The sequence below is a fragment of the Ensifer sp. R-19 genome (assembly GCF_049905105.1).
Lineage (GTDB): Bacteria > Pseudomonadota > Alphaproteobacteria > Rhizobiales > Rhizobiaceae > Ensifer.
The window spans coordinates 223457-250064 of record NZ_CP184571.1; the positions used below are offsets into that span (position 1 = coordinate 223457).

General features: G+C 59.8%; 24 protein-coding genes and 7 pseudogenes. 12 read left to right on the forward strand and 19 right to left on the reverse strand.

The annotated features are described in order from the left end of the window. Positions 1-118 precede the first annotated feature (118 nt). Complete coding sequence (locus tag ACN9MO_RS31470) at positions 119-559, reverse strand: hypothetical protein (protein ID WP_113479946.1); 441 nt, start codon at positions 557-559, stop codon at positions 119-121. 778 nt (positions 560-1337) lie between these two features. Here ACN9MO_RS31470 and ACN9MO_RS31475 point away from each other — a divergent pair. After that, a complete protein-coding gene (locus ACN9MO_RS31475) occupies positions 1338-2381 on the forward strand; it encodes a sulfate/molybdate ABC transporter ATP-binding protein (protein WP_057251346.1) in 1044 nt (347 codons plus the stop codon). A gap of 318 nt (positions 2382-2699) precedes the next feature. On the opposite strand, the gene ACN9MO_RS31480 is transcribed toward ACN9MO_RS31475, so the two are convergent. Beyond that, on the reverse strand, positions 2700-3011 hold the full coding sequence (locus ACN9MO_RS31480) for a MarR family transcriptional regulator (protein ID WP_375374153.1): 312 nt from the start codon (positions 3009-3011) through the stop codon (positions 2700-2702). A gap of 30 nt (positions 3012-3041) precedes the next feature. Beyond that, a pseudogene (locus ACN9MO_RS31485) lies at positions 3042-3134 on the reverse strand (MarR family transcriptional regulator); the annotation flags it as partial. Between the two features lie 172 nt (positions 3135-3306). Here ACN9MO_RS31485 and ACN9MO_RS31490 point away from each other — a divergent pair. After that, positions 3307-4074, forward strand: a complete 768-nt coding sequence (locus tag ACN9MO_RS31490) for an alpha/beta fold hydrolase (protein ID WP_057251348.1) — start codon at positions 3307-3309, stop codon at positions 4072-4074. 502 nt (positions 4075-4576) lie between these two features. Then, positions 4577-4759 carry a hypothetical protein gene (locus tag ACN9MO_RS31495; protein WP_057251349.1) on the forward strand — a complete coding sequence of 61 codons (183 nt, stop codon included), beginning with the start codon at positions 4577-4579 and terminating at the stop codon, positions 4757-4759. A gap of 101 nt (positions 4760-4860) precedes the next feature. Here the strand turns inward: ACN9MO_RS31495 and ACN9MO_RS31500 are convergent, their stop codons facing one another. Then, positions 4861-5154 (reverse strand): SHOCT domain-containing protein, encoded by a 294-nt coding sequence (locus tag ACN9MO_RS31500; RefSeq protein WP_425989336.1) that lies wholly within the window; start codon positions 5152-5154, stop codon positions 4861-4863. Here ACN9MO_RS31500 and ACN9MO_RS31505 point away from each other — a divergent pair. Then, complete coding sequence (locus ACN9MO_RS31505; protein WP_309239077.1) at positions 5038-5565, forward strand: hypothetical protein; 528 nt, start codon at positions 5038-5040, stop codon at positions 5563-5565. The genes ACN9MO_RS31500 and ACN9MO_RS31505 overlap by 117 nt on opposite strands. 367 nt (positions 5566-5932) lie before the next feature. Further along, positions 5933-6187, forward strand: coding sequence for a hypothetical protein (locus ACN9MO_RS31510; protein WP_112996702.1), 255 nt, complete (start codon positions 5933-5935; stop codon positions 6185-6187). Positions 6188-6375: 188 nt separating this feature from the next. On the opposite strand, the gene ACN9MO_RS31515 is transcribed toward ACN9MO_RS31510, so the two are convergent. Beyond that, positions 6376-6918, reverse strand: a complete 543-nt coding sequence (locus ACN9MO_RS31515; RefSeq protein ID WP_244495620.1) for a ProQ/FINO family protein — start codon at positions 6916-6918, stop codon at positions 6376-6378. Between the two features lie 98 nt (positions 6919-7016). On the opposite strand from ACN9MO_RS31515, the pseudogene gltA reads away from it, so the two are divergent. After that, positions 7017-7187, forward strand: a pseudogene (gene gltA / locus ACN9MO_RS31520) (citrate (Si)-synthase); the annotation flags it as partial. Here gltA and ACN9MO_RS31525 read toward each other — a convergent pair. Beyond that, positions 7184-8332, reverse strand: coding sequence for an acyl-CoA dehydrogenase family protein (locus ACN9MO_RS31525; RefSeq protein WP_057251353.1), 1149 nt, complete (start codon positions 8330-8332; stop codon positions 7184-7186). The pseudogene gltA and the gene ACN9MO_RS31525 sit on opposite strands and share 4 nt — an antisense overlap. A 104-nt stretch (positions 8333-8436) precedes the next feature. Here ACN9MO_RS31525 and ACN9MO_RS31530 point away from each other — a divergent pair, with 104 nt between their 5' ends. Next, positions 8437-9348 (forward strand): LysR substrate-binding domain-containing protein, encoded by a 912-nt coding sequence (locus ACN9MO_RS31530; protein ID WP_057251354.1) that lies wholly within the window; start codon positions 8437-8439, stop codon positions 9346-9348. Between the two features lie 131 nt (positions 9349-9479). Here ACN9MO_RS31530 and ACN9MO_RS31535 read toward each other — a convergent pair. Then, a pseudogene (locus ACN9MO_RS31535) lies at positions 9480-9656 on the reverse strand (helix-turn-helix domain-containing protein); the annotation flags it as partial. A 323-nt stretch (positions 9657-9979) separates the two neighbouring features. Between ACN9MO_RS31535 and ACN9MO_RS31540 the strand changes: the two are divergent. From ACN9MO_RS31540 to ACN9MO_RS31560, 5 genes and pseudogenes are all read left to right on the forward strand, one after another. Next, on the forward strand, positions 9980-10909 hold the full coding sequence (locus ACN9MO_RS31540) for an adenylate/guanylate cyclase domain-containing protein (RefSeq protein WP_057251356.1): 930 nt from the start codon (positions 9980-9982) through the stop codon (positions 10907-10909). Between the two features lie 566 nt (positions 10910-11475). Beyond that, positions 11476-11958 (forward strand): SyrB-like regulator, encoded by a 483-nt coding sequence (locus ACN9MO_RS31545; protein ID WP_255571497.1) that lies wholly within the window; start codon positions 11476-11478, stop codon positions 11956-11958. Positions 11959-12048: 90 nt separating this feature from the next. Continuing rightward, positions 12049-12570 carry a hypothetical protein gene (locus ACN9MO_RS31550; RefSeq protein ID WP_113133921.1) on the forward strand — a complete coding sequence of 174 codons (522 nt, stop codon included), beginning with the start codon at positions 12049-12051 and terminating at the stop codon, positions 12568-12570. Beyond that, positions 12548-13144 (forward strand): hypothetical protein, encoded by a 597-nt coding sequence (locus ACN9MO_RS31555; protein ID WP_162728157.1) that lies wholly within the window; start codon positions 12548-12550, stop codon positions 13142-13144. Before ACN9MO_RS31550 ends, ACN9MO_RS31555 begins: the two co-directional genes overlap by 23 nt. 86 nt (positions 13145-13230) lie before the next feature. After that, positions 13231-13448 (forward strand): annotated as a pseudogene (locus ACN9MO_RS31560) (ABC transporter permease); the annotation flags it as partial. A gap of 23 nt (positions 13449-13471) precedes the next feature. Here ACN9MO_RS31560 and aac(3) read toward each other — a convergent pair. From aac(3) to ACN9MO_RS31620, 12 genes and pseudogenes are all read right to left on the reverse strand, one after another. After that, a pseudogene (aac(3), locus tag ACN9MO_RS31565) lies at positions 13472-14247 on the reverse strand (aminoglycoside 3-N-acetyltransferase); the annotation flags it as partial. 255 nt (positions 14248-14502) lie between these two features. Next, positions 14503-15555 (reverse strand): sn-glycerol-3-phosphate import ATP-binding protein UgpC, encoded by a 1053-nt coding sequence (locus ACN9MO_RS31570; protein WP_057251360.1) that lies wholly within the window; start codon positions 15553-15555, stop codon positions 14503-14505. Then, positions 15555-16403: a sn-glycerol-3-phosphate ABC transporter permease UgpE gene (ugpE, locus tag ACN9MO_RS31575; protein ID WP_113133920.1), complete on the reverse strand. Its 849-nt coding sequence runs from the start codon at positions 16401-16403 to the stop codon at positions 15555-15557. Before ugpE ends, ACN9MO_RS31570 begins: the two co-directional genes overlap by 1 nt. A 7-nt stretch (positions 16404-16410) precedes the next feature. After that, positions 16411-17292: a sn-glycerol-3-phosphate ABC transporter permease UgpA gene (ugpA, locus tag ACN9MO_RS31580; RefSeq protein WP_057251362.1), complete on the reverse strand. Its 882-nt coding sequence runs from the start codon at positions 17290-17292 to the stop codon at positions 16411-16413. A gap of 65 nt (positions 17293-17357) precedes the next feature. Then, a complete protein-coding gene (gene ugpB / locus ACN9MO_RS31585; protein ID WP_057251363.1) occupies positions 17358-18662 on the reverse strand; it encodes a sn-glycerol-3-phosphate ABC transporter substrate-binding protein UgpB in 1305 nt (434 codons plus the stop codon). A 766-nt stretch (positions 18663-19428) separates the two neighbouring features. Continuing rightward, complete coding sequence (locus ACN9MO_RS31590) at positions 19429-20124, reverse strand: UdgX family uracil-DNA binding protein (RefSeq protein ID WP_425989163.1); 696 nt, start codon at positions 20122-20124, stop codon at positions 19429-19431. 176 nt (positions 20125-20300) lie between these two features. Next, positions 20301-20515, reverse strand: a pseudogene (locus ACN9MO_RS31595) (type II toxin-antitoxin system VapC family toxin); the annotation flags it as partial. 46 nt (positions 20516-20561) lie between these two features. Next, positions 20562-21849: pseudogene (locus tag ACN9MO_RS31600) on the reverse strand (amidohydrolase family protein). Further along, positions 21846-22787 (reverse strand): ABC transporter permease, encoded by a 942-nt coding sequence (locus ACN9MO_RS31605; RefSeq protein WP_057251367.1) that lies wholly within the window; start codon positions 22785-22787, stop codon positions 21846-21848. The pseudogene ACN9MO_RS31600 and the gene ACN9MO_RS31605 overlap by 4 nt, the downstream one beginning before the upstream one ends. A 1-nt stretch (position 22788) precedes the next feature. Next, positions 22789-23838 carry an ABC transporter permease gene (locus tag ACN9MO_RS31610; RefSeq protein WP_057251368.1) on the reverse strand — a complete coding sequence of 350 codons (1050 nt, stop codon included), beginning with the start codon at positions 23836-23838 and terminating at the stop codon, positions 22789-22791. Then, positions 23828-25357 (reverse strand): ABC transporter ATP-binding protein, encoded by a 1530-nt coding sequence (locus ACN9MO_RS31615; RefSeq protein WP_057251394.1) that lies wholly within the window; start codon positions 25355-25357, stop codon positions 23828-23830. The genes ACN9MO_RS31610 and ACN9MO_RS31615 overlap by 11 nt, the downstream gene beginning before the upstream one ends. Before the next feature lie 126 nt (positions 25358-25483). Next, entirely contained in the window at positions 25484-26509 is a 1026-nt protein-coding gene (locus tag ACN9MO_RS31620; RefSeq protein ID WP_057251369.1) for a BMP family protein, read from the reverse strand. Between the last annotated feature and the right edge of the window lie 99 nt (positions 26510-26608).

Consider the following 26608-nt stretch of genomic DNA (forward strand, 5'->3'; position numbering starts at 1 on the left):
CGAACTGCGCGGAGCGGCTTTCGGCATGTTCAATGAGGTCACCGGGATTGCTCTGCTTGTCGCCAGAGCGCTGAAAGCCGACCTTTGTATTCAGCGTAGCGGGCAGGGACGACGAACCTTACTTCACCGTGATGGCAAGTCCGCTGAGATCGGCGTTGACTTGCAGGCCTACCTGCTTGCCTGAGAGCTCGAGTTGGGCACCCTTGTCATTGGTCATGGCGATCACCTGGGCCCCTTTGCCGACCGCGCTGCCACCGCCTACCGCACCGTAGACCCCCGTCACATCTCGGGCGCGGCGAATGTGGCGAACGGTACCATGGAAATAGGTCTTAGAAGCCCCGAAGGCGAGGCCGCCCGAGATGCCGCCGACAGAGATGGGATAGCGGCGACCATGGAAGGTCAGCGTGCCCTCGCCGCCAGAACCACCCACAAAGAAGGCAGCCTTGTAGACTGAGAAGCTGATCGTACCGCTGTCGGCATGCGCGGAGCCGGCAAAGCTGATTCCTGCTGCAGCGATAACCGCAGCCGCGACTGAACGAAATCTGGACGAAATCTTCATGATGCGAGTCTCCTCATAATCGAGGCTTACCCAGCCAGGAGGGCGCGTCAGCGTCATGCCAAAGTCACAGCTGAAACAGCCTTGCCCGTCATTAGTTCCAAGCACGCGGCCCGAAGCCGGCTGCGAGAGGGCCGCCACGAAACGAGGCGGATGGCAAACATAGTCTCGGTGGCAGCCGACGCTCGGCTGACTCAGGACTGCCTGCAGGAAATCTGCAAAGCTGCAAATTTAACAACTCACAACCGAGCCGTTCCTGAGCACGGCTTGTTGCGAGCGAGTTCTTTGCTTGGGTCATCGCCTTACAGAAGCGCCACCATTGCCGCGATAATCAACATTGCAAATACCACGAGCCCAATGTGGAGTAGTTCCGCTCGGCGGCCGTTGTTTCGAGAGGTTCGAGCCATGACTTTACCTCATCATTTGACAGGTAACGCGCGGCTCACACGATTGTTCATGGCCTCGCTGTCTGCTGCCGACTGCGCCTGGTATCCCTTCGGCGCCCTTGGGGGCTGAAGCGTTGTGGCCGAATCCGGACGGGCAAGCGCCAATCCCTCTCGTTGCGCCGCGGACCCCGCTCATTCCATGCAGGATCAGGGCTGAGTTTGAGAGACGTGCCAGAGCCTTTTTACGCGGACGCGGCAGCCGCGAGCAGTTGCACCATGTCTCCGCTTCCGGTTTCCAATGCGAAGTCGCCAGCTCCCCTGAGAGCACATCGAACCAACTCTGTGCTGGCGCGTTCAAATGATGCAATGAATGGCACTCACTTGGACCTGGGTATATGGAAGTACGAATCCAAGGCCTACGCAAAGAATATGACCGCATCCCTGCGCTCGCCGACGTTTCTCTTGACATCCACTCTGGTGAGTTGATCGCTTTGCTTGGACCCTCCGGCTCCGGAAAGACGACGTTGCTTAGGTTGATTGCCGGCCTCGAGAGCCCGACCGATGGCACGATTTTCTTCGATGCCGAGGACGCGTCGATGAAGACGGTGCAGGAAAGAAATATCGGCTTCGTCTTTCAGCACTATGCCCTCTTTCGGCATATGACTGTGCTGGAGAACGTGGCTTTCGGTCTAAAGGTTCGCCGCTCCAATCGGCGGCAACCACCGGCAGAACTTCACAAGATGGCACTCGAGTTACTCGAGCTCGTACAGCTGTCAGGATTTGAAAATCGCTACCCCGCTCATCTCTCCGGCGGCCAACGCCAGCGCGTGGCGCTTGCCCGGGCCATGGCGGTTAAGCCGACCGTCTTGTTGCTCGACGAGCCCTTCGGTGCGCTTGACGCTCAAGTGCGCAAGGAATTGCGCCAGTGGCTGCGTGAAATCCATGATCGGACCGGATACACGACCGTATTTGTCACCCACGACCAGGAGGAGGCGCTCGAACTGGCTGATCGCGTGGTGGTGCTGAACAAAGGTATGATCGAGCAATCCGGTACGCCGGACGAAATCTATGATCACCCAATCTCTACTTTCGTCTACGGGTTCATTGGCCAGTCGAATTGCTTAAAGGTCATGCTTTCAAACGGCGAAATCCGGTTCGAAGATCTGCCCACAGGGCTGCGTGCTGCAACCGAAGGCGATGGCGAGGCTTTACTGTATTTCCGCCCGCACGACATAGAACTCGTCGATGGCTCTCGGGGCAGCCTTGAAGGCTTCATCATCGGGAGCCGGCGGGTTGCCGGTACGCGCCATCTCGAGCTAGATCTGGGCAATACGCATGCGGCCGTCGAAATCGAGTTGCCGCCGGAGCGCGCGTCTTTTGCACACAGAAGCCGAATCGCCTTCAGGCCCACCAAGTGGAGGCTGTTCTGCAGCGAATAAGAGCGGTCGCGGCCGACCGGTAGAGCCTGGACACAGCGCCCGCGTGAGTAACGCGGGCGAGCAATGATATCCGCCCTCGGCCTGACAGATCTCTTCGAAATAAACGAAACAGCTATTTTGTTAAATGACTCACTCGCTTAGTTAACAAAGAAGAGGGAAGCGGGTGCGTTTCCTACATCAGGGGTCGATAGCGGCCTGCGGTGCCGCGAATCGAACGAAACGTTGGTGAGCGCGTCCGCTGGCGGGACCCCTGTTTGGTACGGGGTTGGACCGCCACCGGCTTGCTATCGCGAAGCGTTCAACGAGGAGGGTTTCGAACTATCTCGCCCGTGCCTGAAGCCTGTTGCGTAGGCCGTCGATCGTGGCGCGGAGGGTATCGAGAGCGTCCGCTTCCAGCGCAACCGCATCGCCGATGCAATGCATGACATCATCGGCCTGACCCTGCAGGGCGCGGCCTTTCTCCGTCAGGTGCAGAAGCACCTCGCGTTCGTCCTGGGGGTTGCGCGTTCTCGTGATTAAGCCGGCAACGTTCAGGCGCTTGAGCAACGGCGTAAGCGTGCTGGAATCAAGGAAGAGATTGTTACCCAGCTCCTTGACGTTCTGGCCGTCGCGATTCCAGAGCGACACCATGACCAGGTATTGCGGGTACGTCAGGCCTAGCTTGTCCAGTAATGGCCGATAAAGCTGGGTGAATGCGTGGCTCGCGGAATAGAGGGAAAAGCAGAGCATTCCGGCGACGCCGCGATGGTCGTCTGGCTTCGTCATCGCGATCTCCTTTCCGCACAAATAATTCGCCCACGATCTATTTGCAAGCAGTTGACATACTCATTCCGGAAACATATATGTTGCACACAAATGAATCGCACACAAATAAATTAACAGCTTCACGCCTGAACCTAGATCCCGAGCCACGAAGGATATCGTCATGTTCAAACTCGCCGCCACCGTTGCCTTTGCCGCCGCTCTCCTGTCCGGCAGTGCAATTGCCCAGCCCGCAAAGCCCACAGTCATTCTCGTCCACGGCGCTTTCGCCGACTCGTCGAGCTGGAATGGTGTGACGAAGATCCTTCAGAAGGACGGTTACACGGTCGTTGCCGCGGCCAATCCCCTGCGCAGTGTCGCCGGTGATGCGGCCTATGTTTCAGACATCATCTCGAGCATCAAAGGATCCGTCGTCCTGGTCGGGCATTCTTACGGAGGCCAGGTGATCTCGACCGCTGCCAACGGCAAGGACAATGTCAAGTCGCTGGTCTATGTGGCAGCGTTCGCTCCGGAAGCAGGGGAAGCAGCTGCCGATCTCGCCGGTAAGTTCCCGGGCGGAACACTTGGCCAAGCGCTCGCCGCTCCGGTCAAGCTGGTAGATGGCGGCGTCGATCTTTCCATCGACCAGGCGAAGTTTCACGACCAGTTCGCCCACGACGTTTCAATTGAGGATGCGGCATTGATGGCCGCCGGCCAGCGCCCGATCACCGAAGCTGCCTTGACGGAAAAGTCCGGTTCGCCGGCCTGGAAAACGCTGCCCTCCTACTTCATCTATGGGGACGGCGACAAGAACATCCCAGCGAAGGCACTCGGCTTCATGGCCGAACGGGCAGGCTCAAAGCACACTGTCGTGATCAAGGGTGCATCCCATGTTGTGATGGTGTCACAGCCCCAAGCCGTCGCGGACCTAATCGAAGAGGCTGCACAGTAATCTTTGTAAATTGCTGGTGATCAAAGGCCGTCATCCGGAAGGGTGGCGGCTTTGGCGTAAGAGCAGGGACTGCGGCTACGCCTGTTTCAGGGCGTCAACCTTGCTCGCGTTGTCAGCATGCTTCCCGGCTTCATGCATTTTCATTTCGCCCGACGGCTGAGGTGCGGTCCCAGCCTTCAAGCAAGGGCCTAAGCGGGTTCTGGCGCCGCAATCTGGACCGTACTATCCGCTTGCAACACCGAGGGGAGCACATATGTGCTTTTGTAAGGCACGAGCGGTCTATATCCATGACCTTCTATAATTTGCTAATGGGTCTCGGTCTTGTTGGTATGATCGGAATTATGGAGACGGGCTTTTGGCGTGTCACCCGTGTGAAGCCAGCACGACAATCCCCAAAGCGACGGTGCCCCGCCGACGTGAGGGATATGCGCACTGCCACTGCGAAGACACTGGCGAGGTTGAGAAGGACTGATGGCAAAGCCTCGAAGAAAGCAGGAGAGTCATGGTCGCAGACTATATTGACGAATTCATCATGTTTTGCGCCGGCCTGTGGATGACGTCCGTGGGCTTTGGGTATGTGACTTTGTCGAGAAACCCGGCAAACCAACTGCCGCTGGCCCGCCACTTCAAGTGGTTGGGCCCCTTGCTGCTCGTTATCGCAATCGTTCTGGCCTTCGCCTCATAAACCTGCCATCGAAGAAGGGCAGGGGGTGCGGTAAAATGGAAGGGCTCATTTCTTTGGTAGGGACTGTCGTGATCCTTCGATTCCCTACCACAATCGGGACTTTAGTCGGCGACGCCTTGACCCGGTTGCAGTTCATTGACGGCCGTCATCGCCCGGCGCGGCTCGATGGAAGCCTCCAATTGATCTCCGTGGCAAGCCCCGTTCATCGGATGCGATAGTCGGCTGAGGAACTCCGATTTCGTGGCCTCGAATTCCTGAGCCGTGAGAATGCCTTTCGCGTGAAGTGCCGCGAGGCGTTCGATCCTGTCGAAGATGTCCGCATCCGACCGAACCGCCTCCGGCGCTGGATGTGCCCCTGTTGTGGCGAGGCGGATTCCGACGCGGACGATGCGAATAACGACGGCGCAGCCTTGGCGGCGGATGCTTCGGTCGCCGGCGTGTCTGCCGGTTCCTTGCCGCCCTGCCGTATCACCGGCCTGAGACTGTTTTGGTCTGCCATCGATGATGCAGCGACCGCCAAATCTCCTATGATCCGGAACTATCGCGCTCGCCAGCTATTGTTGCGCGAAAGGAGCGCACCGATGACAGACATCCGAAACGCCACATTCTACGTGTTGGAACCGGACGATCCCCCTACGCCCAGTGATGCAATACCTGTCAGTTTTGAAGACGCCTTCAAGGAAGCTGAAAAGCTCACGGCGAGCGGCCGCGCGGTTCACGTCCTTTACACCGAGGATGCAACCCAGATTCAGCTCACCCGCTTTGCCGCGGCTGGCATCAGAACGAGCCTTGCTCCGCAAGGGTAGGGTGGATTGGCCGCGCAGGGCGCGAACCTCGGATCACAAAAACCACGGAATAATAACGGCGAGGTTCGTGTCTAAGTTACAAGCGGCGAAAAATGCATTCCGTTCGGAGGACATCCGATGAATACCGGGATCCCGCGACTTCGATCATCGTCTCAATCATAGGTGTCCTCGCCACCGGTTGTGTCGCCATTTCGGATCAGAAGACAGGGGCAGTCCCAACGACAACGATCCACCTACCGACTGCGATTGGCGTATCAGGAAGGAGACCGGCGGCAGGTCAGATCACGACGATGTGTTCTCGCCCGACGGAACGTCACTCTCGCTCGATGGTTGGCCCGACATTCCACGCGTCGAAGAGGAAATAACGATGTTGAAGACACTACTGACGGCGACTGTGCTACTCGCGCTTGCTGGGCCTTCTGCCTTTGCCTTGTCCGATATCGTGTGTGATCAAGCCAACATGTCGAAGCTCGAAACTGACGTCAAGGCTATGACAGACGAGATGAAGAAGGACTACGCCAATAAGGAATTGGCGATGGCGAAGGAAGCACTTGCCTCAAACGACAACGACAAATGCAAGACGCATATGTCGAACGCGATGAAGGGAAATGACCCTATGTGACGGGTTCAGGCAGCCCTAACGAATGGCCCCGCAGGCAACCCCGGGGCCTTCGCGCCGTAGCTCCGGTGTTGAAAACCGCATGCTTGCTGGTAGCAAATAAGTCCAGAGGAATCACAACGGAGCTGGCTTCCTATTTCGACTGCGCGTCACTTTCTCACTGCTCGGCCGTCAGGGAGGCCGCCGCTTGTCTAGCGCGGGGTGTCCTTCCGTTTGAGGAGGCCAGCGCGGATCACGTCCGACTTTGACGCTGGGGTGGGGAGGGGAGGTGCCGACTTTGGATTGCGTGATCCATCGCGCGCCTTGAAACCCTCGTACTTCTGTTGTGCATCCAACCTGTCGGCGTCCGATACAGGACCGACCGGTGTACCATTGATGTCATGGCGGACGGATCCGGGTCGCGCGACCGCGATCTGATAGCTCCGCGAATGCACATAAGTTGCCATCGTCTTGCGCAGAGCCGTGACGCTGAATTCCGGTTTCAGGAGAGGGCGGATTTCATCCCAGAGCCCGAGTGCAAAGGGTCGGATCGGGTCGCCAATCTTGGCTGGAAGAACTGCGATCGGCCGGGTGAGAAGAGCATTGATTGCCACGGTCTTGGCGACCTCTCGTTCACGGGCGAGAACCGGGTCGGAGTTCTCTCGCGGAGATTTCGTCTTCGGTGACTTCTGACGCATCGCAGTCCGTGCCAATCCAGGAATATCGTCATTCCAGGATATGCCATTCGGTACCACGAACCAATGACATCAGCTTAGCGCCCATAGGCTCGCCGCTCGCGGCCGCTGGGCGCTTCCGGGTAAGGGGCAAAGCCTCTGAGGCGGAGCGGCCGCCTGAGGCGATGCGCTTCCCCACGGCGATCCTCGCGATCAGACGGACGGTGGGCTGGATCAGCCAGTGGAAACAGATGATCACGGACCCGCCGCCGAAGATCGGCCGGCCCCGGCATCTCTACAGCGGACCGACGCGGCGGATTACGTCGGGACCAGCGCGCGCTGATCGTTAGAAGCTTGCGCCGCTGATATCGCCGCCAAGAGCGTAGCGGCCACCGATCACAAACTGCTCGGCACTCATGGCGATGTGTTTGGCCGCCGCGCGAACGTCGCGTTCGCGCCTCTCGAAGGGCTGGGACTCGGCAAGGGCCCGGGCTCCGATCAGATCGTTCACCCGCAGTACGACGCTCACTGCGACTTCAGCGGCGTGAGAACAGGCAAGCCGGTAGTTGATCCGGGCCGCAACCAGGTCAGAGCCTTCGCTTTCGACGGACGCGCACAAGGCCGACATGGCTGACCGCATGTAGGCGCCAGCCGCCCTGCACTGCGAAAGGCAGCGCCCGATCTCTGCGTGAGCCAGTTCGCGTTCTGCGACGGGGACGGTCATGCCCTGACGACGGTGGCCGGAGCTTAACGAGATGAGCGCGTCGATTGCGCCTTTCGCGATCCCAAGCGGCACTGTGGCAACAGTCCAGACAAAGGCGGAAATGCCCGGAAGGCGATAGACGACACCGGCGTGGGTAGGATTTGGCTGAAAGTCGCAAACGAATTCGGCTGGCAGGAACGCGTTGTCTGCCTCGAAGTCCCAGCTTCCGGTGCCTCTCATCCCTGACACATGCCAGTTGTCGATCAGATTGACGGCCTCACGGGGCAAGAACGCTAGAACGATCCGCCCACTGCCTTCGTTCACTTCACAAAGCGGGGCAAAGGTCGTGGCGTGTGGCGCGCCGCTGGCAAAAGGCCACCGGCCAGTGATTCGGTATCCACCCTCAGCAGGGACCGCCTTGCCAATCGCGCCTGTGCTTGAGGCGACGAAGGCCGACGGTTTCCCGAACACCTTCTGTGCGGCGTCCAAAGGCAGATAGCCGCCAGCGCGCGAAATGCCGCCTCCGTTTCCGACGAGCCAGCCGATTGTTCCATCAACTGCTGCGGCATGCTCGACCACGGCCATGAAGTCGAGGGGCGAAAGCCCGCATCCGCCCAGTTGAGCTGGCAGCAGGAGGCGGAAGAACCCCGCTTCGCTCAAGGCACCAAACACCTCGTCCGACAGCCTTCGATCCGCGTCAAAGCGCCCGGATTGCTCTGCCAGCAAAGGGCGGATCTGTTCAAACCTTTCGATCATGGTTGCAGCGGTCGATGCCGATTGTCCGTCCAGCATGATGATCTCCTTCCAGAATGCCGGAATGATCGGACTCGATGAGATGCGCGGCAACAGCAAAGAATTCGAGGCAAGGTGAGTACAATTCATCTAGAATTCGATGCATGCACCGCCTTCCGCCTCTTCGAGAGCTTCAGGCCTTCGAATCCGCGGCCCGCCTTCTGAGCTTCAGGAAGGCGGCCGAGGAACTGTCCGTCACACCCACAGCCGTCAGCCACCAGATACGGCTACTGGAACGCTATTGCGGCCAGCCCCTTTTTCAGCGCCAGCCGAGGCCGTTGCAGCTCACCACTGCGGGCGCACAGCTTCTGCCGGTTGTCCGGGACGCTTTTCTGTCGATCTCGGACGAGCTTGCGCGCCTTACCCCTGGCAGCCCGATCGGCCATCTTCGGGTGACGACAACCAGTGCCTTCGCCGCGCGCTGGCTGCTGCCGCGCCTGGAAAGCTGGCGAGCGGAAGCGCCGGGATCGACACTCGACCTTGTGGGAACGGATACGGTACTGAACCTTCGCACGGGCGAAGTTGACGTTGCGATCCGTTATGCGCGGCGATCCCCGACAGACGGAGTCGCGGTGGAGCTACTTCGCGATACCTTCCACGTCGTTGCGGCGCCGTCGGTTCTTCAGGGAGGCGTCCGCATGATCGAGCCTCAGGCGATCCTCGATCTGCCACGTGTCGAGGTCGGCTGGCCCCTGACCGACGTAGGTGCGCCCACTTGGCGTCACTGGGAAACTGCGGCCCGAGCGGCAGGCTACCGAATCAGCGGCACCGTCCGGCCACCGCAACTGAAAATCCACGAAGAGCACCACGGGATCGAAGCGATCGTAGCCGGACAGGGTCTTGGGCTGTGTAGTGACGTGCTCGTTGCACGGGAGCTTCGCGATGGCCGTCTTCTGCGAGTCAGCGATATCGTTCTGCCCGGCTACGGCTTCTACTTTGTCTATCGGGCCGAGCACCCGAGGCGCGGGGCCTTGGAAGCCCTGCTTCGCTGGATGCAGCGGCAAGCCTCCGCGTGAAGCCGATTGTCAAACATGCGCGTGCGCCGGCTCCCACGCACAGAAGATGATCTCAATCGATACTTCGCGCCGACCCCGAATGGCAGGAATGCCGCAGCTGTGCTGCAGCAAGTCGGTTCCCAGTGAATGATCGCGCCGGTTTCCCATTTTTGTACGGTCGACTCGTTGGTATTGAGGTAGCGCGCGAAGACTGGCTGGCTAACGTGATTTTACTCGCGCAGCGCCTTGATCTCGCCTGGGGTCAGCTCTTGCCGGACGGACAGGCAGGCCTCATCGAAGGTCCGCATCGTCTCCTTGTCGATGCTGCCTGGCGGCCTTCATAGGGAAAGGTGTCTTTGACATTGGCTTGCTCAAGCGGCTGACGCGGGCCGTTCTCTCGGAGATCGCTGAGAGGCTCTATCAGGCGCTGGGCCGTGTCACGGATTTCGGTCTGGTGAATGGTGCGCGATCGCCGCAGCACTTCGTCAGCCTTGGCGGTAAGCACGAGCGTCTGGCGGCGCGTGTCATTCGGATCGGTTCATGCCGAACATAGCCGGCTTCCAGCGCCTGCGGAAGGGAACAAAGCTGCATTCCCATCGGTTGATGGTTCGACTGCACAGTGGAAACGAAGGCGTTGGATTGGACCGTTCACATGGAGGCGCCACCACTTGAAAGAAAGCTTGCAGCGATCCTTGCGGCCGATATCGAAGGTTATTCTCGATTGATGAATGCCGACGAAGAGCAGACGCTTGCGACTTTGACGTCGCACCGCACTATTGTCGACGGTCTTATCGAAAGCGCCCATGGTCAGATTTTCGGGACCGCCGGCGACAGCGTGTTGGCGGAATTTCCATCGATCCTCCATGCCTTCAACTGCGCAGTCGCCATTCAGCAGGCGATGTGGCGTGCCAATCAGGCGCTTGCCGACGACCGGAAGATGAACTTCCGCATCGGGATCAATATCGGCGACGTTCTGGTGAAAGACGGCGATATCTTCGGGGATGGCGTCAATATCGCCGCCCGGCTCGAAGGCCTCGCTGATGCCGGCGGTATCTGCGTGACAAGAGGGGTACGAGATCATCTGCGCGATCGCGTGGATACCACCTTCGAGGATTTGGGTGAGCACCAAGTCAAGAACATTGCGCGTCCACTCCGGGTCTTCCGCGTCCTGTTCGACCCGCAGGCCGAACCAAGCCTGAATGTGGAGCTATCGTCCGTCGACACCGCCGAGCGATCCTCGTCTGTCGAAGAGCCCTTCTCAGTAGATGACAAAAGCGACGAGGTGCGTCGAGTCGAGGTGGCCTTTTGGGAGGCGGTACAGGAGAGCGACGACCCGGCCGAGTATCTCCTTTACCTGAAGCGGTTCCCGACGGGTCAGTTCGCCGAACTGGCAGCCGCACGCGTTGCGCAAGGAGGGGCTGGCGACGCCGACCCTGGTATCGAGGTTTCATTCTGGGAAACAGTTCGAGACACCGGTAACGTCGAGATGATTGAAGCGTATTTGTCAAAGTTTCCGCAGGGCCAGTTCGTCGATCTCGCGAATATATTGCTGGCGGACATTCGAGCGAAATCAAACGCCTAACGATCTCGCAACGACTTCGTGAACGCCAATCGGGACAATTCAGGCGCTTGCGCAGTCGAAGTCCCGAAAGCGACGGGAGGGCCAGGTGTTTGAGGACTTCTCCTCTGAGATGGTTTCTCAAGTGGCTCTGCTCCTACTCATTGGCATTGCTTTCGGCCTCCTTTTCGACACGTCTGCCGTATCGCTAGGGCGATCCGGCGCCAATGCATTGCAATAAGTAAACTGAGAATGGCGGCCGCGCGCGGTCGGGAGGCGCAGGAAGTCATACCGCAGATTACGGGTCACAGTGTACGTTTGGCTTGCTAATCCAATGTGCCGTAGGCGGGGCGAATAGCGCAGCCCGATGGTTCACTGGGCGCGGGCAGGGATCGCAATCCAACATAAGTTGCTCATGTACGCTAACCGCCAAGCTCGAGAGAGGGACGGTCTGCTTCCCCGATTCCGGTACGCTGCCGCAAAAAAAATGGGTTTGCCAGCGGAACAGCGCGGACCGCCCCTGGCCGCATTCGCGGCCGGTACCTGGTACGCTTTCCCGCTGCTGGCGACGGCTTCACGCTAAAGCAGGGATGACCTCGCTAGGTGTGATTGTTGACTCTGCTCGCTACTCATTGGAAAAGATCATCAGTTCGAGAGGGAAAACACTCATGGCAGACGAGAGCAATACCGAGACCACAGAGACGGCGCCACCGGCGGAAGCAGCGCCGCCCAGGAAGCGCCGAGGACCGCGGCCGAAAAATGTCGTTTCAGACGCAACTGCTGAAACACCGGAGGCAGTTGCTGCCCAGCCCATGAGAGGACGCAGGAAGCGCGCAGACAGGTCGGCAGAGGCGCCGGCCGTTGCCAAAACCAGGGGAAAGAAGGTCGGCAAGGGCACCGGAAAAACCCGTGGGGCAAAGCAAACGATCGAAACGCCGGCTCCGGTCCCAGTCCTCGACGACATTGCTGATCTTCGTCAGCTTGAAGAAGAGAACGCTCGGCTCCGCAAGGCGCTGGCCGAAAAACTCCGAGCTGAGAACGCCGATCTGCGCAAGCGACTGGGTCTTGCCTGATCATCGGTGAAGGGCTGATTGGATTTAAGCGATCGGCCCTCCTCATCACATTCTCGCTGCCGTTCGTCGAGAGCTGCAGCGGAGGATTCGGTGCCATTGCTCGAGGTGGCGGCACATATGAAATCACCATGGAAATATCTGGTCCAACTGGCGTCTTTGGGGCGAACGGTCAAGGAGCCGGAAAGCCCGCGTGAAATCGCGATCGAGGAACCGCTCGGCGAAGTTGACGAACCGATAGTGGAAGCCCCGAACGAGGCTGCAGGTAATCTCGACGCCGCGACTGTCGGCGGTGAACGGGCGCCCACCACAACGGTCGACCGGTCAAGTCCCGACGATCGCGTGGCGCTTCTGGAACCCGCCGGACCAACGCGACCACCGCCGACGAAAAGGCAAAGGCGCAGCCGGAAAACGAGCGCCAGCGATGTTGCCGTGGCCGATGCCGTCGAGTATGGAGATAGCGACTCCAGTGCTCCTCAGCCGCCGATGACACTCGCCGATGAGATGACCACACTGGACGAGGACATCAGGCAACTTAGACGCCGGCTGGCAGAGAAGTTGCTGTTGCAGAACATGCAGCTCAAGAAAATGCTTGAGCGCTTTGACGCGTCGTAAGCTGATGGCGCGCCTTCAACGTTGGATCCCTATGAAACCGCAGCAGCGCAAGTTTATCGTCGAAGTCAAATCGGCCCGGCGGCGGACGACAACCAATCCATCTTCCATCTGGGGCGATACGGACCTGAAAGCCCTCGTGCGCCAGGCGGAGACCGAAGCGCCGCAACTGTTCGAACCGGCTCAGTGCCCCGACGAGCCTTCTCCGGGGCAAAGTGCGGAGGTTTGCCCGAACGAGAGCGCTGGGACCGGCGCCGTTGAGCGGACCTCAGATCCGGCGGCCCCGACAGAAGAGAACATTCGCACCGAGGATGTTTCCGGTCCTGCTTCCATCTCGCCGATGGAGGCAAACCGCACGAAGACGATTCCACCAGAAGATAAGCCGAAGCGCCAAGGGCCAACGCGCCGTGGTCGTCCCCTTGGTAGCAGGACGACTACCGCTGCTCCCGAAGCACTTTACGACGAGCTTGCCGTGCTCGAGGTAGAGAACCGTCGGCTGAAAGGGCTGCTCGCGCATCGGCTTCAACAAGAGAACGTCCAGTTGCGAAAGATGCTTGAACGGTTCGGAACAAACTGAGCTGCAGATTGATGATCTTCGCTTGGAAGGTCATCATTTAGACTCGTGCTTTTAAGCTGCGGGGTTGGCCGATCGTCCCCCTACATGGGCTGATCATCGCCCACACAGTCGTGGCAGTGCCTTTTGCGGTGGTGAGCGCGAACGCGTCGAGCTTGCGGCCCAGAGCCTCGGAGCTTCGCCGGCCACGGTGTTCCGCCGTATTACCCTGCCGCTCGCCATGCCGGGCGTACTCTCTGGCGCTGTGCTCGCCTTTGCGACGTCGTTGGACGAAGTCGTCCTCACGCTCTTCTGCGCAGGCCCGAACTTGTGACGATGGCCTCTCGCCAAAACGCCGAAGGAAACGATGTCCTGCGCATCAAATAAATAGCTGAATGCGTCTCCTACTCGGCCAATCTGGTGCCGTTCGAGGGCAATGTATGCGCGCGCGATCGTTTCCACCGCGTCCGGCTGTCCATCGACCGCAAAGCAATCCAGGATGCCGTTTGAGTCGAAATCCTCCGTCAATTCCCAGATCGTTTGACCGTCTGGACCTAGGAGCGGCATCTCGTAGGTCACGCGGCGTTTACCGGGAATATTGGCAATAGCCTCGGCATAGTGCAGCGCGGTCACGGAGGCGAGCGGAGCACCAAGCAACAGAACTTTTCCACCCAGGCGGACAAAACGTTCAAGAGGCGAGCCTTTTCCCAACGCCTGTCCAAGACATTGTGGCTCTGTGAGTATTTCCACTAGAGGACCGATCGCGACCATTGATGCGTCCGGGTGAGCGCTTCGTCGCGTACTGCGATTTTGGACGAGGAACTGATTGAGCATGCCGAAACCGCGATATGCTGCCGAGGTCCCAGGATCAAAGGGTGGCCAGTTACGACGCAGTTTCTCATCCATCTTAGCGCCGTTCAGTGTCCCTCATACGGTGATCGGTCCCATGAGGCATATCCCATCGCGGTGCCCGTTGGCCCGATAGCGTCGACAAGAGCGCCGACGACAGTGGCCGCGCCTATCTCGACACCACCGATGGCTTTCAAAGAGGCATGGACCATCACCAGGTCGCCCGGTTGGATGCCCAGTCTTTGAAGGTCCGCTGCGATTTCTATCCTGGTTTTCATTGGAACTTCTCTTCGTCAGGGCGTCGGTTTGAAAGCTCAGCAGAGCACTCCATCCTGAGGATCGCATAATGTCATCGTTGGGGACCTTGGCTTTTCCTGAGCACAGATGTCCGCCATTTTCATTGGTGCCGCTGGCTGCTGAAGTTCAGACCATGTGCGATTCAAAGGTCAAACGTGATGGCGAAATCGTACCTTTCCAACTACTAATATATGAGCGGGGGTGGCGGTCAGGCTCGATTGCAATCTGCGAGCGACTTATCCATGTCGGTGGCCGCCGTTTGCACTGAACATATGGAGAGCTTCCGCACCGGCGCCAACTTTCACCTCGTCGCCGATCTCGTTGTGTGCTCGCCCGGAAACTCGGAAGATCAATTCGCTGCCGTTTTTGAGCCGACCATGCAGGAGGCTCTCGGCCCCGACTAGTTCGATACCGTCGATCCGGACCGTGGCCGCGAATGGCAAACCTGGTGAATCGGCGGGTATCGGGGAAAGATCCTCGGGGCGGATGCCGAGCGTATAGTCGGCATTCGGGCGCACCACATCCGGGGAGAGCGACCACCCCGCCGACATGTCCTTGCCTTGCAAGAGATTCATCGAGGGCGAGCCTATAAAAGTGGCAACGAACGTTGTCGCGGGTTTCTCGTAGAGCTCCAGCGGTGTACCGACTTGTTCAATCCGGCCGGCATTAACGACGACCAGCCTATCGGCGAGCGTCATCGCTTCCATCTGATCGTGCGTGACATACACGCTCGTCGTTCCGAGCGACCGCTGCAGCCGCTTGATCTCTATGCGCATCTGTCCGCGCAGCTTTGCGTCCAGATTGGAGAGCGGTTCGTCGAAGAGGAAGGCGGCCGGTTGCCGGACAATGGCCCGCCCCATCGCGACACGCTGGCGCTGGCCGCCCGAAAGCTGGCGCGGCTTGCGGTCCAGGTAGGGTTCGATCTCCAGCGTCCTGGCGGCGGTCGCTATTCGCCGGTCGATCTCGGCGGCCGGTGTATTGCGGTTCTTCAGCCCGTAGGCGAGGTTCTGGCGCACACTCATGTGCGGGTAGAGCGCATAGTTCTGGAAGACCATGGCAATATCGCGTTCGGCCGGTTCCACATCGTTGACCCGGCGCGTGCCGATGAGGATATCGCCGCCGGTGATGCTTTCGAGCCCGGCGATCATGCGCAGGAGCGTGGACTTGCCGCAGCCCGACGGACCGACCAGCACGACGAATTCGCCATCCGTCATGTCGAGCGAGACGCCCTTGATCGCTTCCACCGTGCCGTAGGTCTTGCGGACGTCTTTAAGGGTAATCTCAGCCATTACTTTTCTGTCTCCACAAGACCTTTGACGAACCAGCGCTGCATTAGCACCACGACGAGGATAGGGGGGATGATCGCCAGGATCGCGGTGACCATGATATAGTTCCAGGGGGTCGAGGCGTCGGTGAAGTCGATCATCCGCCTGAGCCCAATGATAATCGTATTCATCTTGGCGTCGTTGGTGACGAGCAGGGGCCAGAGGTACTGGGTCCAGCCGTAGATGAAGAGGATGACGAAGAGCGCGGCGATGTTCGTTGCAGAGAGTGGCAGCAGGATGTCCCGCATAAAGCGAAACGGCCCGGCATTGTCGATGCGCGCGGCTTCCACCAGTTCTCCCGGTATCGTCAGGAAGAACTGGCGAAAGAGGAAGGTCGCCGTCGCCGAAGCCATCAGCGGCAGCGTCAGGCCCGCATAGGTGTCGATCAGGCCTAGGTCCACGATCACCTTGTAGGTCGGCAGGATGCGCACCTCGACCGGAAGCATCAGCGTGATGAAAATCATCCAGAAGAACAGCATCTTCAGCGGAAAGCGGAAAAAGACGATCGCGAAGGCGGAGAGAAAGGAAATCACGATCTTGCCGACCGCGATTGCGATCGCCACGACCGTCGAGTTGAAAAGCAGCCGCTCGAGGCTGACGCCGACGACGCGCTCGACGCCGCCACCGACTGCTTCCTTGTAATTTTCCACGAGATGGTCGCCGATCGCGAGCGACATCGGCGGGCGCACGATCTCGATCGACGTGTGCGTCGACGCGACGAACGTGTAGTAGATCGGAAGCGCAACGATGATGATCCCGATCACGAGCACCAGGTGGCTGATCAGGGTGGAAATGGGGCGATTTTCGATCATCGGGGTCTCACGAGTAATGGACCCGCTTCTCGACGAAGCGGAACTGGAAGGCCGTCAGCGCAACGACGATGATCATCAGGATCACTGATTGGGCCGCCGAACTGCCGAGGTCGAGATTGACGAAACCGTCGTTGTAAACCTTGTAGACGAGCGTTTCGGTGGCCTTTGCCGGTCCCCCGCCGGTGACGGCATGAATGATGCCGAAGGTATCAAAGAAGGCGTAGACGGTGTTGACGACCAGCAGGAAGAACGTCGTGGGCGCAAGAAGCGGAAAGACGATAGTCCAGAACCGCTTGCTGCCGCGGGCGCCATCGATCGCGGCGGCCTCGATCAGCGATTTCGGTATCGCTTGCAGGCCGGCGACGAAGAACAGGAAGTTGTAGCTGATCTGCTTCCAGGCCGCCGCAACGATGACCAGCCACATCGCCTGGTTGCCATTGAGGAGCGGATCCCAAACAAACCCGTTCCGGCGCAGAATGTAGGCGAACGTTCCCATCGCCGGATTGAACATGAAGAGCCAGAGCATGCCGGCAACGGCGGGGGCGACCGCATAGGGCCAGATCAGAAGCGTACGATAGATGTTGCGCCCCCGCACCACGCGGTCTGCCGACGTGGCCAGCAGGAGAGCGAGAGCCATAGACAACAGGGCCGTCGCGAGACTGAAGACCACCGTGACCTTCAGCGAATGCAGGTAGTCCGGATTGGACAGGATCGCCTGGAAGTTGGCGAGGCCGACGAAACCGGATTTCAGGCCGAACGGATCCTCGCGCAGGACCGACTGGTAGAGAGCCTGGCTTGCGGGCCAAAAGAAGAAGACGATCGTCAGGACGATCTGAGGCGCAAGCAGAAGATACGGCAGCACCTTGTTGGGAAACACGACGGACTGCATGAAACGTCCCCTCCAGGGAATACCAGTCCGCACCGCTTTGCGGTGCGGACATTTCGTTTAGAGGTTCAGTTTCCGATCGCTGCTTTGATTGCCGCGTTTGCCTTCGTTACACCTTCACTGAGCGCCGTCTTTGCATCCTTCTGGCCAGCAAGCATCGCTTCGAACTCTTCGTTGAGGATGTCTCGAACCTGCGGGAGGTTGACGAGGCGAACACCCTTCGAATTTTCGGTGGGAGCCTTGCCCATCATCTGCTTGATCGGCGTTTCCCGGCCCGGATTCTTTTCGTAGAAGCCGGACTTCTTGGTTTCTTCATAGGCTGCCAGCGTCACTGGCAGATAGCCCGAAACCTGGTGTAGCTGGGCCTGGGTTTCCGTTTTCGAGAGGAAGTGGAAGAACTCGGCCACGCCCTTGTATTCGCCGTCGCTCTTGCCGGCGAAGACCCAGAGACTTGCGCCACCGGGGATGGTGTTTTGTGGACCATGGCCTTCATAGTAGGGAAGCTGGCCGACGCCATAGTTGATCCCCGACTTCACGATGTCGCCGAGACCGCCGGATGATTCGGTCAGGATGGCGCATTCGCCCGACATGAACAGCTGCTTTGCTTCCGATGTGCGGCCGCCATAGCGGAACGTTCCATCCTTGGCGAGGTCGGCAATCGACTGGAAATGCTCGACGAAGAGCGCAGCGTCGATTTTTAGTTCGACTTCGAGGCCAGAGAGGCCGTTCTCGTTCGTGCCGTAGGGCACGTTGTTCCAGGCGGAGAAGTTCTCGGTCTGGATCCAGGTCAGCCAGGTCGATGTGAAGCCGCAATTTGCCGCCCCACTCGCCTTGATCTTCTTGGCCGCCTCGAAGACCTCGGGCCATGTGGCCGGTGGCTTTGCGGTATCGATGCCGGCCTTCGTGAAGGCGTCTTTGTTGTAATAGAGGATCGGCGAGGACGAGTTGAATGGGAAGGACAGCATGGTCCCGTCCGCCTTGGAATAGTACGCGACGATGCCTGGCAGGTACTGATCCTTGTTGAACTCGTAGCCGCCCTTCTGAAGAACGTCCGCCACCGGCACCACAGCGCCCTCGGCGCCCAGCATCACGCCGCTGCCGGCATCGAACACCTGCAGGATTGCAGGCGACTGCTTGGAACGGAAAGCAGCGATGCCCGCGTTCAATGTTTCAGCATAGGTACCCTTGAACACTGGAACGACCTTGTAGTCCGACTGGCTCTCGTTGAATTCCTTCGCAAGCCTTTCAACCGTTTCGTTGTTGGCGCCCGTCATGGCATGCCACCATTGAAGTTCCGTCGCCGCGAAGACATTGGAAGCAGCAAGGAGTGAAAGCGTGGATGTGGCCGCAAGAGTCCATTTGAAAGCTGACATGGTTGTTCCTCCGATTATTAAGACGACGATGTCTGTCTTGATCGCGTCGACCCTCCTCGATCAAACGCGACTGACTTTCGTGGCGAAAGTAGGCGGATTAAAAACGAACGGGAACGAACCTGCAAGAGAAAATGGAATGGCGAATTCCTTCCTGCTTTTCGGTGGAATTTTCGTTCTGTTCATGCCCTCGAGCCGAATGGCGTCCTGCGGCATCTAGCTGTCCATGGTCAGGTCCACGACAATCTTTATAAGCCGCGCGTTCTCATTCTCGAGCTGCTTCAGCTTCGCCATCTTCGGCAACGAGCAACGCGGCGTCGATTCTCCCGGATCGCGCCTGCTTGGCTACCAACCTTGTGAAATTCTAACCTGGCACCTGCGGCTCGATTACTTGGGTTGCGCCGCAGTGACACTGCCTTCGCTACTAGACTGGTCTCCGGTGGCACGGCTTGTCAGTTCTACCGCTCCCCACGCAAGCAGGACGAGGGCTAGGCTCGCCGCAAGAACCAAAAAAACGCGCCTGCCCATTCCCGCCTGGCGCGTTTCCCTGGCAGAGAAGGTAGTCCTTTCGGCATCGTGCGTTGCTGACAGCGGCTCGCCGCGCTCGTCCAGTTTATCGGCCATTGGATCCACTCGGTATTCATTCGGACTAGTACCCCGCGCCCATCAATGTGGCCCGAAGGACGAACGAAAAACGGGCAGATGCTCAAATGGTTCCGAAACTCCTCCTTTGGAGGCCGGCCATAGTGCGACGATCAGGACGCGAATTTCACCTTGTTTGTCGCCGCGCAGCCGGCTCAATTTTCCCAGACAGCAGTTCATTGGCAAGGCGCAGATCGGCAACAAAATGCTCCCGCTCGCGATTGGCATTCAATCGATCGCGAATTCGCAGCAGGTATGATGGGTGGATTGTTACGACGATCAGAAACCGGGAACCAACTTCCAGCGGCCGCCCACGATCCTTGGTCACCCTGATCGATCTTCCGAGCAGTGCTCTTGCTGCCGTAGCGCCGAGCGCCACGACTACGGCTGGTCGCAGGCGGGCGAGTTCGGCGCCGAGCCACCAGGAGCAACGCTGAACTTCGCCGGCATTGGGCTTCGAATGCAGTCTGCGCTTGCCACGCTGCTCATACTTGAAGTGCTTGACCGCGTTGGTCAGATAGCAGGCCTCGCGTTCGATGCCGGCTTCCTCCAAACATTCGGTCAATACGGTGCCTGCAGGGCCGACAAAGGGCTTTCCCGCTAGATCTTCCTTGTCTCCAGGCTGTTCACCGACAAGCATAAGTTTCGCGTTTTCCGGACCCGCACCAAAGACAAGCTGGGTCGCATGCTTGTAGAGGTCGCAGCGGCGGCAATCCTCGGCTTGCTGTCGGATATCACCAAGCGAAAGACCGCTCATATGGGGGTTCTCAAGAGCCGGCCCCTGCGTGGCCGAATGTTCTGGACTGTTTCTAGTCGTTGCCATCGCCCGGGGATCCACGAATGTTGCGCGGCTCGGTTCGGCGATATGAAACTCGCCGTCGCGTTCCTTGATCCCAACAGGTCGTGCGTAGTTTCGTTCCCATTACCGCTTCCGAGCGCGACGAAGGTGGAGTGGGTTGCCTGGTGCGACCGTTGCTCAATCCCGATCCGCCAGGGCCACTAAGTCGGCAAATCCGGGGCAATTAATGTCAATGTCGGGATATAGGTTCGATAGCGACCAACGTCACGCGTGAGCAACGGCAGCCCGCTGACCGCCGCATGCGCACCGATGAAGAAGTCTGGGAGAACGCCAGTTCTCGTTCCCCTGCTTTGCGATATCGTGTGAAAACCTTGCTTGCCAGAAAGAGAGCCTTTCGCGGCATTGGTGCCAGTTCAAATCCGGTTTGATCAGCTGTTGAAGCTTGTTCTCGTCCAGTCCGGTCAACGCGCCAACCGTGGAACGAGGTGGCGGCGGTTGATGGTCGCCGGGCGGCCCTTGATGGACAGGGTCGTATCGTGCTTTTCGCGTTCAGCCACGACCTTCCCATTCGCCACGACGCAAAGCCGCTCGGCGCGCAAGCGCACCGCCTCGATCGGATTGCCCGCATCGAGCACCACCAGGCTTGCGGATTTGCCAACGGCCAGGCCGAGATGATCGAGCCCCATGATCTCGGCGTTGACCTTGGTGACCATGTTGAAGCAGGTGCGCATGTCCGCGGGCGAGGACATCTGGGCGACGTGCAATCCCATGAAGGCGACGTCGAGCATGTCGGCTGTGCCGAGGGAGTACCATGGATCGCACGCAATCCTGGCCCCAGCCGGTGCGGATGCCGGCCTTGAGCATTTCGGGCACGCGCGTCATGCCGCGGCGCTTGGGATAGGTGTCGTGCCGCCCCTGCAGCATGATGTTGATGAGCGGATTGGGAATTGCCGAGACACCGGCCTCCGCAATCAGCGGCAGCAGCTTCGAGACATAGTAGTTGTCCATCGAATGCATCGAGGTGAGGTGCGAACCTGCCACCCGGCCCTGCAGGCCGAGCCTCTTAGTTTCATAGGCAAGCTGTTCGATATGGCGCGAAAGCGGGTCGTCAGTTTCGTCGCAATGCAGGTCGACCATCAGGCCACGCTTGGCCGCGATCTCGCAAAGTTCGGTAACGGACCGCATGCCCTCGGACATGGTCCGCTCGAAATGCGGGATGCCGCCGACGATGTCGACTCCCAGGTCGAGGGCGCGAATGATGTTCTCGCGCGCATTCGGCGAGCGATAGAGACCGTCCTGGGGGAAGGCGACGAGTTGAAGGTCGATATAGGGCGCGATCTGCTTCTTGACTTCGAGCAGGGCTTCCACTGCCAGGAGGCGGTCGTCGCCGGTATCGACATGGGTGCGGATGGCCAGGAGCCCCATCGACACCGCCCAATCGCAATAGGCCAACGCGCGCTCCTTTACGGCCTCATGGGTCAGGACCGGCTTGAGTTCGCCCCACAGCGTGATGCCTTCGAGGAGCGTGCCCGAGGCGATACGCGGCAGGCCATAGGACAGCGTTGCGTCCATATGGAAATGCGGATCGACAAAAGGCTGGCTGACGAGGTTGCCCGAGGCATCGACGACGCGACCGGCCTCGGCATCGATGCTGGGCTCGATCGCGGCGATCCTGTCGCCATTGATGCCGATATCGGCGACGGTTCCGTCGGGCAGCGTGCCGCCCTTTACAATCAAGTCGAAACTCATCTTTCGCCTTTCTGGTACGGGATCATCAAAGCTTTGGGATAGGTGGCGCGACGCGCGACCAGGATCAGCGCCAGGATCGACAACGCATACGGCATCATCAGGAAAACCTGATAGGGAACGATACCGCCCGATATCTGCTGCAGGCGAACCTGAAAGGCATCGAAGGCGGCAAACAGTATGGCGCCGATCAGCGCCTTCCCTGGCCGCCAGGAGCCGAAGACGACCAGCGCGATACAAATCCAGCCGCGCCCATTGATCATCTGAAAAAAGAAGGAATTGAAGGCCGAAGTAGTGAGAAAGGCGCCACCCACCGCCATCAGCGCGCTGCCGATGGCGACGGCACCCGTGCGGATGCCGGTCACGGAAATGCCCTGGGCCTCGACCGCCGAGGGGTTTTCGCCGACAGCGCGAACGGCAAGGCCAATGGGCGTGCGGTAAAGGATCCAGGCGACGGCTGCGACTGACACGAACGCGAGATAGGTCAGCGGCGTCTGGGAAAACAGCGCCTCGCCAATGACGGGAAGGCTGGAAAGACCCGGGATCGGCAACGGCTGGAACGGCTCAATCTTCGGCGGCGACGTCACCTCGGGCAGCGCAAGCCGATAGGTGAAGTAGGTCAAGCTCGTGGCAAGCAGCGTGATGCCGATGCCGACGACGTGTTGAGACAGGCCGAGCGGTACGGTGAGCGTGGCGTGCAGCAAGCCGAACATGGCGCCGACAATGGCCGCGACCAGCACGCCGGCCCAAAGATCGCCGCCAGAATAGACGGTGAACCAGCCGGCAAAAGCCCCGGCCGTCATGATCCCTTCGATGCCCAGGTTGAGAACGCCCGCGCGCTCGCATATCAACTCGCCCATGGTCGCGAAGATCAGCGGGGATGCGATCCGGATGGCGGCAACCCAGAAGGAGGCGGTGAAGAGGATTTCAAGCGCGTCCATGTCACCTCCACCTGATCCGGAATCGCGCCAGAAGGATCGCGACAACCATCGACAGAAGCGAAGTCGCAACCATGACGTCGGCTATGTAACTCGGCACTTTGGCGGCACGGCTCATGGCATCGGCGCCGACGAAGATGCCGGCGACGAAGATGGCCGATGCGATGACGCCGAGCGGATTGAGTATGGCGAGCATCGCGACGACGATGCCGGTGTAACCGTAGCCTGGCGACAGGTCGAGCGTCAGGTTTCCCTTGAGCCCCGAGACTTCGGAAAAGCCTGCAAGTGCGGCCAACCCGCCCGAAAGCAAGGCCGTCTTCATCAGCGTGCGGTTGACCAGAATGCCGACAAAACGTGCCCCCTCGGGATTGTGGCCGACGGCGCGCATTTCGTAGCCGAGAACCGTCCTTTTCATGACGACCCAGACGAGAACGGCCGAAACAAGCGCTATGGCGAAGCCGTAGTGCAGGCGCTTGCCCTGGATGAGGCGCGGCAGTTGGGCTTCAGCGATGACCTTTTGCGATTGCGGCCAGCCGAGCCCCATCGGGTCCTTGAGTACACCTTCAAGCAGCATCGACACGAACAGCAGGACGATGAAGTTGAGCAGCAACGTGGTGACCACCTCATCGACGCCGAAGCGGGTCTTCAGCACGGCCGGGCCGAGCAGAAGCAGCGCGCCTGCGGCCATGACGGCGACCATGATCACCGGGATCAGAACGACCGAAGGTAGCGGTAGTGTGCCGGTTCCCAGCACCACGGTGACGACGCCACCGATGTAGAGTTGGGCTTCCGCGCCGATGTTCCAGAGCTTGGCCCGAAAGGCGACGGCGATCGCCAGGCCCGTGAAGATCAGCGGCGTCGCACGGGTCAGGGTTTCCATAAGCGCGAACTGTGAGCCGGCCGCTCCCTTGGCCACGAGATAGAAGACGGACAGCGGCGAAGCGCCAGCGACGAGAACGAGCATCGACGTCAACACCAGCGTTGTGGCGATGGCTGCCAGCGGAAACAGCAAGGTGACCGCCAAGGACGGTGCAAGCTTTGGCTCAAGCCGCATGGTCGCCGCGCTCCCCGTCGTGGCCCGCCATCAGCTCTCCCAGTTGCCGAATGCTGCGCTCGCCGCGCGAAGACGGCGTCGAAAGGCGTCCCTTGGACATGACGATGACGCGGTCGGACAATGCCAGGACCTCCTCGAGGTCTTCGGATATCAGCAATATAGCCGCGCCCCTGTCGCGTGCTTCGAGCAGCATGCGGTGTACATATGCGACGGCGCCGACATCGAGGCCACGGGTCGGCTGGCTTGCAAGGATGACCGTCGGGTCGGGATCAAGGGCCCGGCCGAGGATTAGCTTCTGCATGTTGCCGCCCGAAAGCAGGCGCATGCGAGCCTCGGGCGAGGGGCATTTGACCTCGTAGTCGGTGATGAGTTTCTCGGCGAAGCCGCGGGCAGCCCTCCAGTTCAGGAAGCCCATGCGACTGAACCGCGGACTGCGGTAGCGTTCGCCGATGACATTCTCCGTCACGCTCATGTCGCCGATGCTGCCGATAGCGTGGCGATCTTCTGGAATCCGGGCCACGCCGTGGGCGAGTGCTGCGCGCGGCGACCAGTCGGCGACTTCCCTCCCGGCGATGGAGATGCTCCCGGTGGTCGGGCGCCGGATGCCGGCGATGAGGGCCGCAAGGCCAGCCTGGCCATTGCCGGCAACGCCGGCAAGGCCGGTGATCTCGCCGGCCGTGAGCGTGAGCGACACTTGATCGAGGCCGGCCCCGTTATACGGCGTCGTGGAGACCCTTTCGAGCGCCAGCAGCGGTGCACCCCGCTTTACCGGGTTGACCTCCGCCGGCTTGACCTCCTGGCCAACCATAAGGGCGGCTAGTTCTTTGCGGTCGGTTGAACCCGTTTCACGCTCGCCAACGAGCCGGCCGGAGCGCAGAACCAGCACCCGATCACTGACCGACATTACTTCGTGCAATTTGTGGGAGATGAAGATGATCGACAGGCCCTTTGCGACGAGCAGCTTCAGTGTCCGGAACAGCGCATCGGTCTCTGCGGGTGTTAGAACGGCCGTCGGCTCGTCCAGGATCAGGAGACGGGCTTCGCGATAGAGTGCCTTCAAGATTTCGACGCGCTGACGTTCGCCGACCGAGAGCGTGGAGACGGTGGCGGCGGGTTCGACGGCGAGGCCGAAATCGGCCGACAGTTGCTCGATGCGCCGCCGCGCTGCGGCCCTGTCGAGCCGCATGCGCCAGAGGCTCTGCGTGCCAAGCGCGATATTTTCCTGCACCGTCATGTTGTCAGCAAGGGTGAAATGCTGGTGGACCATGCCAATGCCGGCATCGAGAGCCGCGCGCGGATCTCCCGGCGGAAGCGGCTTTCCGAAGGCCTCGACGGTTCCCTCGTCAGCGACATAGTGGCCGAAGAGAATGTTCATCAGCGTCGTTTTGCCGGCACCGTTCTCCCCGAGAAGTGCTATGATTTCGCCCCGCTTCAGCTCGAAGGAAATAGCCTCGTTTGCCCTGAGTGGGCCGAAGCGCTTGCTGATGCCGGAAAGACGAAGGGCAGGTTTGCTTGACACGGCGGTGACCGGAAGTGGCGATGTGGGAAGGCTTTCTTTCCCGTCCAGGGAGAGAGTGGTCGCTTCCGGCGAAGGGTTATCCCCTCCGGCAAGGTTGCCCACCTCTCCCATGAACGGGAGCACAGGCTAGCTCGACTTAGGCTCGGCGTCGTTGATCTCGACGGTGAACGCGCCGTCCTTGATCATCTTTTCTTTCTCAGCGACCTTGGCCTTGATGTCGTCCGGAACCTTGCTGTCGAAGGTGCCGAGAGGTGCTAGCGAACAGCCGCCGTTCTTCATGAAGGAATAGACGCCGTAGTCGTCGGCCTTGAAACTGCCGGCCTTCACCTCGGCGATCGCCTTGTCGAGCGTCGGCTCGAAATGCCACAGCGCGGAGGCGACAACGGTGTCCGGATAGTCTGCCTGGGTATCGATGACATTGCCGATCGCCAGGATCTTCTTTTCCTTGGCGGCATCGGACACGCCGAAACGCTCGGCATACAGCAGATCCGCACCGCCATCGATCTGGGCGAACGCCGTCTCCTTGGCCTTGGGCGGATCGAACCACGAGCCGATAAAGGCGACCTGGAACTTGGTGTCCGGGGCAACTTCTTTCACGCCGGCCATGAAGGCGTTCATCAGCCGGTTGACCTCCGGGATCGGGTAGCCTCCCACCATGCCAATGTTCTTGGACTTGGTCATCGCGCCGGCGATGATGCCAGACAGATAGGATGCGTCCTGGATATAGTTGTCGAACACCGAGAAGTTCGGCACGGCGGCATCGGGCTTGAAGCTCGAGCCCATTAGGAAGGCGACGTCAGGATAGTCCTTGGCGACGGCGCGGGCGGCATCCTCGACGCCGAAGACCTCGCCCAGGATCAGCTTGTGGCCCGCCTCGCAATATTCGCGCATGACGCGCTCGTAATCGTTGTTTGCGGTGTTTTCCGAATAGACATATTCGATGTCGCCGCGCTCCTTGGCGGTATTGGCCGCCTTGTGAATACGACTAACCCACTGCTGCTCGACCGGGACGGTATAAACGGCTGCCACCTTTGTCGGGTCGGCAGCGAGCAGGCGGCTTGGAATACCCGCTGCAGCCACCGCGGCGGAGGCGCCGGCAATTTTGATCAGATTTCTTCTGGAAATGGCGAAATTGAAGGAATTGCTATGCATGAACTTCCCCTCTGATTGATTGCGCGTTTTGGAACGCGTCTTTTTACCACTTGGTCAATGTAGGTGAAGTTGAGGGTGGCAGCAATTGGACGCGGCATA

Coding starts and splice junctions, on each gene's coding strand:
- ACN9MO_RS31470 (WP_113479946.1), bottom strand. CDS start 559: ATGAAGATTTCGTCCAGATTTCGTTCAGTCGCGGCTGCGGTTATCGCT.
- ACN9MO_RS31475 (WP_057251346.1), top strand. CDS start 1,338: ATGGAAGTACGAATCCAAGGCCTACGCAAAGAATATGACCGCATCCCT.
- ACN9MO_RS31480 (WP_375374153.1), bottom strand. CDS start 3,011: ATGGTGTCGCTCTGGAATCGCGACGGCCAGAACGTCAAGGAGCTGGGT.
- ACN9MO_RS31490 (WP_057251348.1), top strand. CDS start 3,307: ATGTTCAAACTCGCCGCCACCGTTGCCTTTGCCGCCGCTCTCCTGTCC.
- ACN9MO_RS31495 (WP_057251349.1), top strand. CDS start 4,577: ATGGTCGCAGACTATATTGACGAATTCATCATGTTTTGCGCCGGCCTG.
- ACN9MO_RS31510 (WP_112996702.1), top strand. CDS start 5,933: ATGTTGAAGACACTACTGACGGCGACTGTGCTACTCGCGCTTGCTGGG.
- ACN9MO_RS31525 (WP_057251353.1), bottom strand. CDS start 8,332: ATGCTGGACGGACAATCGGCATCGACCGCTGCAACCATGATCGAAAGG.
- ACN9MO_RS31530 (WP_057251354.1), top strand. CDS start 8,437: ATGCACCGCCTTCCGCCTCTTCGAGAGCTTCAGGCCTTCGAATCCGCG.
- ACN9MO_RS31540 (WP_057251356.1), top strand. CDS start 9,980: ATGGAGGCGCCACCACTTGAAAGAAAGCTTGCAGCGATCCTTGCGGCC.
- ACN9MO_RS31545 (WP_255571497.1), top strand. CDS start 11,476: ATGACCTCGCTAGGTGTGATTGTTGACTCTGCTCGCTACTCATTGGAA.
- ACN9MO_RS31570 (WP_057251360.1), bottom strand. CDS start 15,555: ATGGCTGAGATTACCCTTAAAGACGTCCGCAAGACCTACGGCACGGTG.
- ugpE (WP_113133920.1), bottom strand. CDS start 16,403: ATGATCGAAAATCGCCCCATTTCCACCCTGATCAGCCACCTGGTGCTC.
- ugpA (WP_057251362.1), bottom strand. CDS start 17,292: ATGCAGTCCGTCGTGTTTCCCAACAAGGTGCTGCCGTATCTTCTGCTT.
- ugpB (WP_057251363.1), bottom strand. CDS start 18,662: ATGTCAGCTTTCAAATGGACTCTTGCGGCCACATCCACGCTTTCACTC.
- ACN9MO_RS31590 (WP_425989163.1), bottom strand. CDS start 20,124: ATGGCAACGACTAGAAACAGTCCAGAACATTCGGCCACGCAGGGGCCG.
- ACN9MO_RS31605 (WP_057251367.1), bottom strand. CDS start 22,787: ATGGACGCGCTTGAAATCCTCTTCACCGCCTCCTTCTGGGTTGCCGCC.
- ACN9MO_RS31610 (WP_057251368.1), bottom strand. CDS start 23,838: ATGCGGCTTGAGCCAAAGCTTGCACCGTCCTTGGCGGTCACCTTGCTG.
- ACN9MO_RS31620 (WP_057251369.1), bottom strand. CDS start 26,509: ATGCATAGCAATTCCTTCAATTTCGCCATTTCCAGAAGAAATCTGATC.